At 64.7% G+C, this 12557-nt stretch carries 11 protein-coding genes; 2 read left to right on the top strand and 9 right to left on the bottom strand.

Annotation, left to right across the window (positions count from 1 at the left end; translation table 11 throughout):
* Nucleotides 1-79: 79 nt before the first annotated feature.
* Together ACSVIE_RS06235 and ACSVIE_RS06230 are read right to left on the bottom strand one after the other, a co-directional pair.
* Nucleotides 80-790 (bottom strand): TrmH family RNA methyltransferase, encoded by a 711-nt coding sequence (locus ACSVIE_RS06235; protein WP_426005696.1) that lies wholly within the window; start codon nt 788-790, stop codon nt 80-82.
* A 22-nt stretch (nt 791-812) separates the two neighbouring features.
* Nucleotides 813-2060: a hypothetical protein gene (locus ACSVIE_RS06230; RefSeq protein ID WP_442423331.1), complete on the bottom strand. Its 1248-nt coding sequence runs from the start codon at nt 2058-2060 to the stop codon at nt 813-815.
* Between the two features lie 293 nt (nt 2061-2353).
* Between ACSVIE_RS06230 and ACSVIE_RS06225 the strand changes: the two genes are divergently transcribed.
* Both ACSVIE_RS06225 and ACSVIE_RS06220 read left to right on the top strand, forming a co-directional pair.
* Complete coding sequence (locus ACSVIE_RS06225) at nt 2354-3184, top strand: HAD-IIA family hydrolase (protein WP_426005693.1); 831 nt, start codon at nt 2354-2356, stop codon at nt 3182-3184.
* A 17-nt stretch (nt 3185-3201) separates the two neighbouring features.
* Nucleotides 3202-3930: a tyrosine-protein phosphatase gene (locus ACSVIE_RS06220; RefSeq protein ID WP_426005692.1), complete on the top strand. Its 729-nt coding sequence runs from the start codon at nt 3202-3204 to the stop codon at nt 3928-3930.
* A gap of 21 nt (nt 3931-3951) precedes the next feature.
* On the opposite strand, the gene ACSVIE_RS06215 is transcribed toward ACSVIE_RS06220, so the two are convergent.
* The 7 genes from ACSVIE_RS06215 to uxaC all read right to left on the bottom strand — a co-directional run bounded on the left by ACSVIE_RS06215 (nt 3952) and on the right by uxaC (nt 12557).
* Nucleotides 3952-5100, bottom strand: coding sequence for an alpha/beta fold hydrolase (locus ACSVIE_RS06215; RefSeq protein ID WP_426005691.1), 1149 nt, complete (start codon nt 5098-5100; stop codon nt 3952-3954).
* A 105-nt stretch (nt 5101-5205) separates the two neighbouring features.
* Nucleotides 5206-5778 (bottom strand): orotate phosphoribosyltransferase, encoded by a 573-nt coding sequence (pyrE, locus tag ACSVIE_RS06210; protein WP_442423330.1) that lies wholly within the window; start codon nt 5776-5778, stop codon nt 5206-5208.
* 5 nt (nt 5779-5783) lie between these two features.
* On the bottom strand, nt 5784-6080 hold the full coding sequence (locus ACSVIE_RS06205) for a hypothetical protein (RefSeq protein WP_442423329.1): 297 nt from the start codon (nt 6078-6080) through the stop codon (nt 5784-5786).
* Nucleotides 6081-6243: 163 nt separating this feature from the next.
* A complete protein-coding gene (locus tag ACSVIE_RS06200) occupies nt 6244-8556 on the bottom strand; it encodes a gluconokinase, GntK/IdnK-type (protein ID WP_442423328.1) in 2313 nt (770 codons plus the stop codon).
* Nucleotides 8546-9775, bottom strand: a complete 1230-nt coding sequence (manD, locus tag ACSVIE_RS06195; protein WP_426005685.1) for a D-mannonate dehydratase ManD — start codon at nt 9773-9775, stop codon at nt 8546-8548. The genes ACSVIE_RS06200 and manD overlap by 11 nt, the downstream gene beginning before the upstream one ends.
* Nucleotides 9772-11160, bottom strand: a complete 1389-nt coding sequence (locus ACSVIE_RS06190) for a mannitol dehydrogenase family protein (protein WP_442423327.1) — start codon at nt 11158-11160, stop codon at nt 9772-9774. The genes manD and ACSVIE_RS06190 overlap by 4 nt, the downstream gene beginning before the upstream one ends.
* Nucleotides 11157-12557: a glucuronate isomerase gene (gene uxaC / locus ACSVIE_RS06185; protein WP_442423326.1), complete on the bottom strand. Its 1401-nt coding sequence runs from the start codon at nt 12555-12557 to the stop codon at nt 11157-11159. The genes ACSVIE_RS06190 and uxaC overlap by 4 nt, the downstream gene beginning before the upstream one ends.

Below are 12557 nucleotides of genomic sequence, written 5' to 3'. Positions count from 1 at the left end.
CGCACCCACCCCGCCGAGAAGGCATTTAATGGCAATCCGGGGCGCTGGGATTGTCATTAAGTGCCATCTCGGCGGGGCGCTAGGACACGGGTTGCTTGAACACGTGGCGCCGAACCCAGGCGTGCATTGCGATCGCGGCTGCGGAGGCTGCATTCATGGACCGGGTTGAGCCGAACTGTTCGATGGACAGCGTGGCTACAGCGGCGTCGTGGACCTCCGGGGTGAGGCCAGGACCCTCCTGCCCGAACACGAGGACACACTTTTCCGGAAGGTCGTAGGTCTCCAGCGGCACCGAATCCGGGAAGATGTCGATCCCGATCACCGCCAGCCCCTCGCCCTCCGCCCACTGGACAAAATCGTCCACAGTGGGGTGGTGGCGCACGTGCTGGTAGCGGTCGGTGACCATGGCCCCGCGACGGTTCCACCGCCGTCGTCCGATGATGTGGACCTCCTTGGCGAGGAACGCGTTGGCGGTCCGCACCACGGTGCCGATGTTGAGATCGTGTTGCCAGTTTTCAATGGCCACGTGGAATTCGTGGCGCTTGGAATCCAGGTCGGCAACGATCGCCTCATGCTTCCAGTAGCGGTACTGGTCCACCACGTTGCGGCGGTCGCCGTCGCGCAGCAGGTCCGGATCCCAGTGGTCGCCTTCCGGCCACTCGCCTTCCCAGGGCCCGACGCCGACCTCCGCCTTCGCTTCTATCTCCCCTTCGGCCGTGGTTCCCGTGGGAGTTTGGTCGCGCGGGTCGGCAGCATGGGGCAGGGCGGTGTCGGGGGGAAGGTCAGTCACCCCTCAACTTTAGCGGCGCGCCCTAGGTCAGCTTCCACTTGTTGATGCGGTACGAGTTGGCCAGCTGCTCGAACAGGCCCGGGTGGGCGTCCCAGTATTCCTTGTGTCCGCTCACGCCAAGCATTTGCGGCGTTCCCCAGGGCGTCACGGAGAACAGGTTGACGGCCTGGATGTGTTCACCGCGCGCGTTGGTGCACGTGAAGCCAACTACCACAGCCGCTCCACGGCGGAATTCCCGGATCTCCGGCATGGTGGTCTTGAAGTCGGACGCGCATTTGTGGCCCACCAGGTTCTGCGGCAGTTCCGTGGCGGTCATGCCCTTGTAGCGGGCTTCGATGTCCTCGATGGCCTTCTTGACGTCCGACGGTTCCTTGCCGAACTTGCCCTCTTCGGACTCGGCAAAGAACGCGTAGGCGAGCGCAATGCCGTCGCCATCGGTTTCCACTGTGCCCTGGGCCTTTTTCTGGATTTCCTCGCCCGTGGTGGGGTCCTTGGTGATCCCGAAGGACTCATCGTGGGTCCACTCGGCCAGGTACTGGAAGGACGATTCGCCCGTGACCCACTTGCTGAACAAGGGATCGCCGTCCGCAGGGACATTGGACGGTCCCGCGAAGTCCTCCCATACTGCCGGGAGCGGGATGGCACCTTCAGGCACGCCGGACGCCCCGGAGCTCTGTTCCGGGTCAGCGGAAGGTTCGTCGGAGGACCCGGCGGCGTCTTCCGACGGCTGCTCCGAAGCACTTGCCGACGGCACCGGGGTGTCGACGGCGACCGGCTTGGTCACGGAGGGAATCAGCCAGGCGAACACCACCACTACGGCAATGATGACGACGACGGCGATCCCGCCCAGGATGAGGAAGAGCGCCTTTTTGTTGTGGTCGCCCGGGGTTTGGGGAGGGTAGGCCTGGGGTGGAAGTCCCTGCGCCGGGAAGGCCTGCGTCTGGAAAGACTGCGCGGGGAAGGCCTGGGTCGGTTCGCCGGGCTGCGTGGGGAATGCCTGCGTCGGCTCGCCCGGCTGGTGCTGGGCACCCGGCTGGGGCTGGGCTCCGGGCTGGGGCTGGGCACCCGGCTGGGGCTGGGCACCGGGCTGGCTGCCCGGCTGGTGCTGGGCTTCCGGCTGGTATAGCGGCTGGGTCTGCTCTGGGTTGTACTGCCTGTATTGTCCTTGCCCGGTGTCGTAGCGGGGCTGCGGAACGCCGTCCGGGTTATAGGCCTGGGGCGCGCCATTGGGATTGTAGGGAGGCTGCGGCGCTCCGTTGTTGTTGCTCAAGACAGGCCCTTTCAGGGTGCTGGAATGCGGCGGCTCGAAAGCAGCCGTGCGGCGTACCGGGGACCTCTTGAAGCCGCAGGCGGCGATGAATCCACCGCGTCGATCCCCCGACCCGCGCTGTCTGCACGCCTGCGCAGCAACCACAGTAGTGCAGCCAGGCAGCGTCCTTGCAAGTCAAAACCGGTTTTCCACATGGGTACCTCTATCCACATACGCCGCCCCCGGGGTGTCTGGCCGCCCGAATAATGAAAGACTGGGACGCAGTGAATGAACAACCCCAGCCGGAGGCAAACATGGCAGAAGAAACCACGCCCCAGACGTCCGAATCCCTGTACCGCAACGGCCATGAAATCGAGTGCTGGCTCACGGACATGGACGGGGTGCTGGTTCACGAAAACCAGGCCATACCCGGAGCGGCCGAGCTCATCCAGCGCTGGGTTGATACGTCCAAGCGCTTCCTCGTGCTGACCAACAACTCCATCTTCACTCCCCGCGACCTCGCGGCACGCCTGCGCGCGTCAGGCCTGGAGATTCCGGAAGAGAACATCTGGACCTCGGCTCTGGCCACCGCGCAGTTCCTCAAGGACCAGGTAAGCTCCTCGGACTCCGGCAACCGTGCCTACACCATCGGTGAGGCCGGGCTTACCACCGCCCTGCATGAGGCCGGGTTCATCCTCACCGATACGGATCCGGACTTCGTGGTGCTCGGCGAAACCCGTACCTACTCGTTCGAAGCCATCACCATGGCGGTCCGGCACATCCTGGCCGGGGCGCGCTTCATCGCCACCAACCCTGACGCCACGGGACCCTCCAAGGACGGGCCGCTGCCTGCCACCGGTGCCATAGCGGCCATGATCACCAAGGCCACCGGGCGGGAACCATACATCGTGGGCAAACCTAATCCCATGATGTTCCGTTCCGCCATGAACCAGATCGACGCCCACTCGGAAACCACGGCCATGATCGGCGACCGCATGGACACGGACATCGTTGCGGGCATGGAAGCAGGCCTTCACACCGTCCTGGTCCTCAGCGGCATCACCCAGCGCGAGGAAATCGTGTCCTTCCCGTTCAGGCCCAACCAGATCCTGAACTCCGTGGCGGATCTCAAGAGCCAGATCTAGCGGACCGGTATCAGACCATGGCTGTGCTCAATCTGCGACCCCTGGCCGGTGGCCGGATTCTCAGGGGGAGCCAGCCCTTTGGCCTGGATGCGGCCGGCACGTCGGAGTTCCTGACGGAGCACGGCGTCCAGACGATCATGGACCTGCGCAGTGAACTCGAGCGGTCGTTGGTTCCGTGGCTGGTACCGGGCGAACCCGGCGCGCCCATGCCTGGCCGGCCCAGCCCCGGAAACTCTCAACCCGCCGTCGAGCTGATCCACAATCCTCTGGATCCCAACGCGATTGCGGGTTCGCTGCAAGCCGTGGAAACGCCTGAGGATCTTGGCGACCTCTACCTCGGCTGGATCCGGATCCGGCCGGAGTGGGTGGCCGACGCCCTGCGTCCTGCTGCCCATGGGAAGCGGACCCTGATCCACTGCTCGCTGGGCAAAGACCGAACAGGCGTCGTCTCCGCGGTGGCGCTCATGGCGGCGGGCGCCCCGGACGAGGCCGTGGTGAAGGACTATACGGCCACCACGGCCAACCTTCCCACTGTCCTGGAGGTCATGGCAGAAACCTGGCGCCTGCACGTCCCATCGACCCCGGCCCAGTACTTCAGTCCGGACCTCATGATCCTTCAGAGCCCGGAGGCAGCCATCCGGCAGTTCCTGATCGGTTTCGCGCGTGAATTTGGAGACGCGGCGTCCTTCCTGCGGGAGGCGGGCATGACCGCCGTCGAGGTTGAAGCCCTGCGCACTGCCGCCTAGGTTCCGCCCCACTTATCCCATCTAAGCGGGCCTGATGATCCGCCCGTTCGGTTCCTCGAACAGGGGCTCCTCCCGCTCCGCCGGCAGCGGATCCAATTGGTTCTGGACGTGCTCCACCAACGGCCGGTACACGTCCGGATTCCACTGCGGGCTGGCGTGGGCCGGCCGCGCACCCTCGGTACTGAGGATCGGTAGCTTCATGTTGTCCGCGAACACCTTGCTCCACCCTGCACGCGCGGTGAGGTAGTTGACCGTGGCGTCTCCGGAGTTTCCCATGTAGGCCATCTTCGCCGGACCGAGTTTTCCCATATAGCGGAGGGCATCGAAGTGGTAGATGTAGGCCGACTCCGTTTGGACGAGCACGCTGGACGGCGCGATGGGCGACAATTGCTCTGCGGTTTGGTCGAGGATCTGCCGCCACGAGCGCTCATCCTTATGGACCAGCCGCTCCCCCAACTCGTAGCCGCCCCGCAGGACCGACGGGATGCGGAAGCCATTTTCATAGAGGAACACGACGCCGTCGAACCAGCTCTGGTCCAGCACGTCCGCCCGGCTGAAAGGGCTGGAGTCCAGGACGATCAGTTCGGTCTCCACACCGTGCAGTTCCAGCAAACGGGCAGCAACCTGCGTAGCCAGCATCCCGCCAAAGCTGTGGCCGTAGAAGTACAGCTTTTCCAAACCCAGTTCACGGACATGCAGGACGACTTCGCGCACCACCTCGTCCACATCCAGCCCCAGGTTCGAGTAACCAACAGCAGCCAATCGTCCGCGCTGGTGAAGCGCCGGGCGCAGGGAGTTGAGGATCCACTGGGCCTCTTCCCAACTCGTCTTGTACCCAGGGAAGAGGATCCAGCTGGCCTTCGGGAAGTAAAGGTCGGAGTAGGGATCAGGGACGCGGAGAATCTTCGGTGCGCGGCGTTCGGCCTGGACATGGCGGGTGAAGAGCATGTCCCCGGCCAAGGCGGCGGAGGCCCCGGCGGCCACCAGGAAGTTACGGCGCGACGTCTTTTTCAGCCGGGCAGCGTAAGGCAGGATCCGGGCCCATGAACCCGGATCCTCCGCTGGCTCCGTCCCTGCACCGGGCATGGCGCCCGGGTCAGGCGTGGCGGGCAGCGGGAGGTCTTCTTCCACATCCGGCGGTGCCGGAAGTTTCCCTACCTGAACGCCCACGCAGCAAGCATAGGCTTCGAAGCCAGTGCCTTACAGCCCTGTGGAAACCGCACCGCCGATGCCCTTAAGATGCTCCTTTGAGGGCACCGGCGGAGCATGAAGTCCTTAGTCGAGGCCCAGCTCGTCCTTGCCGAAAGCAAAGAGGTATGGGACACCCGTTTCGGCTTCGATCTTCTCCTTGGCGCCTGTGTTGCGGTCCACGATCACAGCGACGGCAACTACATTGCCGCCCGCCTTGCGGACACCCTCGACGGCGGTCAGTGCCGACCCGCCCGTGGTGGACGTGTCTTCGAGGACTACAACATTGCGTCCTTCAACCGAGGGCCCCTCAACCTGGCGGCCCATGCCGTACGACTTCTGCGCCTTGCGGACAACGAATGCGTCCACGGCCCGGCCGGCATCGGCGGCAGCGTGCATCACGGCGGTTCCTACGGGGTCGGCCCCCATGGTGAGGCCGCCGGCGCACTCAACCGGGATCCCGGCGTCGTCGATCATGGACAGCATGACCTGGCCCACCAGCTTGGACGCCTCGTGGTGGAGGGTGATGCGACGCAGGTCAATGTAGTAGTCGGCTTCCTTGCCGCTGGACAGGATCACCTTGCCGCGGACCACCGCCAGTTCTTTGATCAGTTCAAGAAGGCGGGCGCGGGCAACTGAGGTGTCAGGCGAGGAAGTCATGGCTCCTATTCTACGGAAGCATCCGGGCGGCTTCGGGCCGTGCTTGGATTCACGGGGGTGCCGGCTTTGGTCCGTGCCCGCCACCTCCCGCTCTGCCAGAGGATCCCGAAGAGAAGCACTCCTCCAGCCAGCGGCCCGCCGAACCACATCATGGGCCATAGTGTGCCGGCAGGATCGATTTTCTGTTCGTCGATCACGTATCCGCCGGTCTGCATCGCAACGATCCATGCCAGCATGAGCACACCGCCCACGATGATGGACGCGGCGGGCGCGGTTCGGTATTTGCCGTTCGACAGTGACATTGTTCGCCCCTGGGTTCCCTGTGAAGTCAGCTGATTGCTGCATATACCTAGTGTCAGCGGCCTCAGAACATGACGCACGCAAAAGAGCCCGGCACAGCCTCGTGAGCCGTGCCGGGCATCCCGTGCGTCTTCCGCTACGAGACCGCGCCCCCGGATGGGAGGACTACAACCGGGTGTCGAACGAACCGCAGAACACGTTCTCGTTATACGTGCCCTGGAATTCGGACTTCCCCTGAATTTTCTGGATGGTGGCGCGGATTGCCTCGCGGGTTCCGGCATGGGCGTGGATGGCGGTTTTGACCATGGGCACGTCAATCAGGTGGTTGGGCTGGTTGAGCGAAACGAACACCGTGGGAACCTCAGTGGCGTACCAGGGGATCTCGGCTGCCATCGGCGATGACCACTTGATGCGGATGGCTGCTTCCTGCGCAAAACCCTTCACGTTGGCGAAAACGAAAGCGGCATCGTAACGATCGGCGTAGTCCGCTGTGGCTTCCTCAGACAACACCCGCATGAAGTTCATGCCGGTCTCCCCTGCGGCCTCGCGCTGTTCGGCGGTCTTGAACACGTCCACCACAAAGCCTGCGGCTTCCAGTTCCTCCTTGACGGTGTCCAGGTAGGCCAGCGGATCGGCCCGGGTGAAATCTGCCCCGCCCGAGATCCCATATAAACGGATGCGTTTGTGGGTCTTGGGCGTGATGGGCAGGTTCCCCGCGGTGTCCTTCACCAAGGTCACCGTCTTGTCCGCGATGTCCGCGGCAATGGATCGGTGTGCGTCGCTGCCGATGACGGCCAGCGCCTCCGAGGAAGGAACCAAGGATTCCCGAGGCTTAACGTGCAGACCCAGGCTGGCCTTCAAACCGAGTATCCTCCGCAAGGCATCGTGCAGGCGCACATCGGAGATGACCCCTGACTTGTAGCCGTCCAGCATGAACTGGAAGTCCTCCTCCGGGTTGCGGAAGAACAGGAACATGTCGCACCCGGCAGCGATGGTGGCCGGGACGAGGTCGCGCCGTTTCATGGTCTGGGTCAGTCCCACCATCAGCGAGGCGTCGGTCAGCACCAGGCCGTTGAAGCCAAGTTCACCCCGGAGCAGGTCCTGCAACAATTCGGGGGCCAGGGTCGCCGGACGGATCTCAGAGTCGGCGAGGCCCGGACGGAAATGACGCGACACCTCAGGCGCACCAATATGCCCCACCATGATCGACTGCACGCCATGCCCGATCATCTCGCGGTACACGTGCCCGTACGTCCGGTCCCATTCCTCGTAACCGAGCGTGTTGTAGGAGGTCACCACGTGCTGGTCGCGCTCGTCGATGCCGTCGCCCGGGAAGTGCTTCATGGCGCAAACCGTGGGCGACTCGCTAATGCCGTCGAAGTATTCCTTGGCACGCTCCACCACGATCCCCGGGGTGTTCCCGAAGGCACGAGTGGAGATTACGGTGTTCCGCCAGTTGTAGTGGATGTCCACGATCGGCGCGAACGCCCAGTTACAACCCAAGGCAGCGGTTTCGACGCCGGCCACCTCGCCCATGCGTCGGGCAATCGACTTGTCCGGGTGCGAACCGGCCTGCAGGTGCGTGGAGACGAACGTGCCGTCGTCGCAGCTTCCCGCGCCGCCCATCTCGGGATTCGAGGCAACCAGCAGCGGAATACGCGTCTTCGACTGCGCGTACCGGATGTGCTCCTGCACCGCAGCCGACGGACCCGGACGGTACCGCATTCCGCCCACGTGGAAGTTCTCCAGCACGTTGTCCAGGTACTCCGGAGAGTAGTCGTTGTTGTGGTTGATGAAGAGCTGTCCGATCTTCTCTTCCAACGTCATGGATGCGATGGTGGATTCGACCCAGTTCAGCGCGGCATCGTCGAGACTGAACGGCGCGGCCGTCAAATCCACGAGGTACTGCGGCGCGGACGCTTCGGCCTGGACCAGATGCCCCGACATAGCCGATACAACGTGCTCCACGATGTCCTCCACGGATTGGTCGATATCCACGACGATTCCAGCTTCATCGTCCTGCAGGGGTTCCAACGTAGCCAGTTGCGAGTCCAGCAGCGACGGCGGCATGAAGTGGCCGGGCCGCGAGGTCATGCGCGCGCTCAACAGCTCCCGCGTGCCGTGCAAGTGGACGAACACCACGGACGGGTCGCCGCTGCGGATGATGTTGCGGTAGCCGCGCTTGAGCGCGCTGCACGCAATGACCAGAGCAGTGTCCGACGCCGGAAACCGCCTCCCGATTTCGGCCAGCCAAGGTGCCCGGTCGTCGTCGTTCAGCGGAGTACCCGAGGCCATCCTGTCGATGTTCGCGTGGGGGTGCAGAGAATCGCCGTCGAGGAACCGGGCACCGAGCCGTTCGGCGAGGGCGATCCCCACCGTGCTCTTGCCGCACCCGGCCACACCCATCACCACAAGATGGCGACCGGAAGGACCGGGGAGGGTGCCGCCGTCGTGCTTTGTCCCGGGTTTACCAGTCATGGACGGTGCCGTCCACGAGGCGGTTGTAGGGCAGGTAGGCCTGCTGGTAGGGGTAGGCTGCGGCGGCTTCTTCGTTGAATTCGACGCCGATGCCGGGGTTGTCGCCCGGGTGCAGGTAGCCGTCCGTGAAGGTCATGGACTGTTCGAAGACCTCGTTGGTCTTGTCCGAGTGCTGCATGTATTCCTGGATGCCGTAGTTGTGGATGGCCAGGCCAACGTGCAACTGCGCGGCGAAACCTACCGGGGAGATGTCCGTGGGTCCGTGGAAGCCGGACTTGATCTGGTACTGCGCGGCGAAGTCCATGACCTTCTTCAACGGGCTGATCCCGCCGAAGTGGGTGGAGGCGGCACGGACGTAGTCGATCAGCTGTTCCTTGATGAGCGTCTGGTAATCCCACACGGTGTTGAAGATCTCACCGATCGCCAAAGGGGTGGTGGTGTGCTGGCGGACCAGGCGCAGGCCTTCCTGGTTCTCGGCCGGGGTGCAGTCCTCGAGCCAGAAGAGGTCGTACGGTTCCAGGGCCTTGCCGAGCTTGGCGGCCTGGATGGGGGTCATGCGGTGGTGGCCGTCGTGCAGCAAGGGGATTTCGGGGCCGAACTCGTTGCGCACGGCTTCGAAAACGGTGGGCAGGTGGCGGAGGTAGGCTCGGGTGTCCCAGTCCTCCTCCAGCGGGAAGTTACCGCGGCCGGCGGGCTCGTAGTCGTACCGCTCCCCCGAGGCCTGGGCCTGCGCGGCCACACCGTAGACGGCCTTGATGCCGGGAACAGCGGTCTGGATGCGAATGGACTTGTACCCCAGTTCCAGGTGCTCCCGCACGGAATCGAACAGCGAGGGAATGTCCGAACCCGAAGCGTGCCCGTAGGCCCGCAGCCCGTTGCGCGAGGCACCGCCCAGGAGCTGATACACCGGCATGCCTGCCATCTTGCCCTTGATATCCCACAACGCCATGTCGACGGCGGCAATCGCCGCCATCGTCACCGGGCCACGGCGCCAGTACGAGGACCGGTAAAGGAACTGCCACGTGTCCTCGATCCGGTGCGGGTCCTTGCCGATCAGCAACTGGGCGACGTGCTCCTTCAAATAAGCGGCGACGGCGAGTTCCCGGCCGTTCAGGGTCGCGTCACCGATACCGGTCACACCGTCTTCGGTGGTGATCCGCAAGGTGACGAAGTTGCGGGACGGGCTGGTCACGAAGACGTCAGCGGCGATGATTTTCATGGTTGTCCTTTCAGTACGGGATCGGCGACGTGGCTGCCCGCGGGTTCAAGAGTGGAATCGTCAGGGACCGCGGCCGCGAGTTCTGCCTGCAGGGCGGTCAGGCTCTCTAGCAAGTCGGTGTCGCGCACCAGGTCCGGGCTGAGCAAGCCCAAGAGGGCTCCAGTCCGCGCAGTGCCGGTGAGCAGGTTCGCCTGTTCGATGGCCTCTGCCTGTGGGTCTTGTCCGCCGGAGTACGCAGCCACGTAGGCGGACCACGCAGCGATCATCCGGGCTGCCCCGCTTCCGTTTCGGCCGGCCGCACGTTCGGCGGCAAGCACGGGAATGGCGCGCATCCGGAGTTTCGTACTGCCGTCCGCGGCGATCTGGGCCAGGTGGTGGGCGATCCGTGAATTGCCGAAGCGCTCCAACAATGCGGCCCTGTACTCCGTGATGTGCAGGTCCGGGCCGGTCAGGTGTTTCGCTGCTTCGTCCCAGAACTTCTCAACGGCCTCCCTGCAGACGGAATCGGCAAGGGCCTCCGCCACGGTGGTGTGCCCCCGGACCAGGCCTGCGTAGGCCAGGATGGAGTGCGCGCCGTTGAGCAGCCAGAGCTTCCGGTTCTCGTAGGGTTCGATGTCGTCCACGAACACTGCCCCGGCGTCCTCCCACCGGGGCCTCCCGGCAGGGAAATCGCCGGACAGGATCCAGTTGTGGAACGGCTCGGTGACCACGGGCGCCTCGTCCCGGTACCCACAGGAAGAGGCCACCAGGGCGATGTCTTGCGGTGTGGTGCGCGGGGTGATCCGGTCCACCGACGTGCTCACAAAACTGACGTTCGCCTCGATCCACCCCGCCAGGCCGGCATCGAACTCACGTGCCAGGGACAACACACCGTTCCGGGCCACGGTCCCGTTATCGGAGAGGTTGTCGCAACTGACCACAGCGAGCGGCCCGCCGTCGTTCTTCTGACGGGCGGCGAGGCCCGCGACCAAGCGGCCCATCGGCGTCGTGGGTTCCCCTCCGGCGAGCAGCACGGGCACGTCGGCGGCGCCCAGACCGTACGCGGCTTCAGTGATGGTCAGCGTGACGATGGCCGTGGAAGACGCGGCGAGTAGTTCAACCAGGCGGCCAACATCAGCACCATCAACGGCCTCAACAATGCTGCTGACAACCTCGAAGGCATCCCCCGCGTCCGAGCGTTCCACCACCGTGAACAGCCCATCCTGCGCGGCAAGGACCGCAGCGGCGTCGGGGCGGCGGCCGGTAAAGGACGCGATCCCCCACTCCCCCGCATCGCCGGCGTGCTGGGTGTACCAGGCCTGGTGCGAGCGGTGGAAGGCACCCAACCCAAGATGGACGATGCGGACCGGAGCGGCCGGAGCCGTCCTGTGCAATAGGGAGCTCACAGCTTGAACACCCTCCGCGGCGACCCGTCAACGACGTCCACAATCAGCTCATGCGCCCGGTCCTCGCTGACGCGGTGCTCGGCCACCAGACGCGCCAGGAACGAGGCCTCGATCCTGCGCGATGCATCATGGCGTGCCGGGATGGAGCAGAACGCACGGGTGTCGTCGATAAAGCCCGAGGACCTCGAGAAACCGGCCGTCTCCGTCACGGCCGAGCGGAACCGCAGCATGGCATCCGGGGCATCGAGGAACCACCACGGCGCGCCCAGGTACACCGACGGATAGAAGCCTGCCAGCGGCGCCAATTCACGCGAGAACACGGTCTCGTCCAAAGTGAACAGCACCAAGTGGAAGTCCTTGGCCGTCCCGAAATCCTGCAGCAACGGACGGATCGCCTCGGTGTAATTGACGGCAAACGGGATGTCATGGCCGGTGTCCGCGCCGAAGGCCTCGAACGTGGGCCCGTGGTGGTTGCGGTACGAGCCCGGATGGATGGTCATCACCAGCCCGTCCTCCACCGACATCCGCGCCATCTGGTACATCATGTGCGCCTCGAACGCGTCCCGGTCCGCGGCTGTGGCGTTGCCGGCGCGGGCCTTCTCGAACAGGGCCCCGGCCTCGGCGGCCTCCAACTTGAGCGTCGCCGGAGTGCGGACGCCATGGTCCGCGGACACGGCGCCATGGTCCACGAAATAACGACGGCGGTTTTCCAGGGCCGCGAGGTAACCGGCGTAGCCTGTGCCGCCGTCGGCTGCGGTTTCGATCAGCCGTTCCACGTTCGAGGCCCACGACGGGTGGGCGATGTTGATGTAGGCATCCGGGCGGAACGTCGGCAGGACGCGGCCGTTGAAACTGGGGTCCTCGGTCAACGCCTTGTGGCTGGCAAGGTCATCCAGGGGGTCGTCCGTGGTGGCCAGGACCTCGATATTGAAGTCCTTGAACAACTGCCTCGGGCGGAAGCCAGGCTCCACAAGCTTGGCGGAAATCGCGTCGTAGCTGGTATCTGCGGACAGCTCGCCGAGGTCCGCACCGAGCTTGAACACCTGCTCGAACTGGGTACGCAGCCAATAACCGGAGGCCGTCCCCTCAAAAAGCGGCCAGGCCTCCACGAACCGACGCCAGACTTCCCGGGAATCCCGGGAGCCGCTTGCACGGAGCTGGTCCATCGGAACACCGTCCGCATGAATCAGGCGGGTGACGTAGTGGTCCGGGCTCACCAGCAGCGCGGCGGGATCCGGAAAGGGCGTGTTCTGCTCAATGACAGCGGCGTCAACGTGGCCGTGCGGAGAGATGACAGGCAGGTCCTGAACCCTGGACAGCAGCGAGCGGGCAATCTCCCGGGTTCCAGGATCCGCGGGCAGGAGTCGGTCCGGGTGGGCTGCAATGGAGGAAGGCAT

The sequence above is a fragment of the Paenarthrobacter sp. NCHU4564 genome, assembly GCF_052156435.1.
In the GTDB taxonomy this organism is placed as follows: Bacteria; Actinomycetota; Actinomycetes; order Actinomycetales; family Micrococcaceae; genus Arthrobacter.
This window is presented reverse-complemented; position numbering and strand designations above follow the sequence as displayed.

Coding starts and splice junctions, on each gene's coding strand:
- ACSVIE_RS06225 (WP_426005693.1), top strand. CDS start 2,354: ATGGCAGAAGAAACCACGCCCCAGACGTCCGAATCCCTGTACCGCAAC.
- ACSVIE_RS06220 (WP_426005692.1), top strand. CDS start 3,202: ATGGCTGTGCTCAATCTGCGACCCCTGGCCGGTGGCCGGATTCTCAGG.
- pyrE (WP_442423330.1), bottom strand. CDS start 5,778: ATGACTTCCTCGCCTGACACCTCAGTTGCCCGCGCCCGCCTTCTTGAA.
- ACSVIE_RS06205 (WP_442423329.1), bottom strand. CDS start 6,080: ATGTCACTGTCGAACGGCAAATACCGAACCGCGCCCGCCGCGTCCATC.
- ACSVIE_RS06200 (WP_442423328.1), bottom strand. CDS start 8,556: ATGACTGGTAAACCCGGGACAAAGCACGACGGCGGCACCCTCCCCGGT.
- manD (WP_426005685.1), bottom strand. CDS start 9,775: ATGAAAATCATCGCCGCTGACGTCTTCGTGACCAGCCCGTCCCGCAAC.
- uxaC (WP_442423326.1), bottom strand. CDS start 12,557: ATGCCTTCCTCCATTGCAGCCCACCCGGACCGACTCCTGCCCGCGGAT.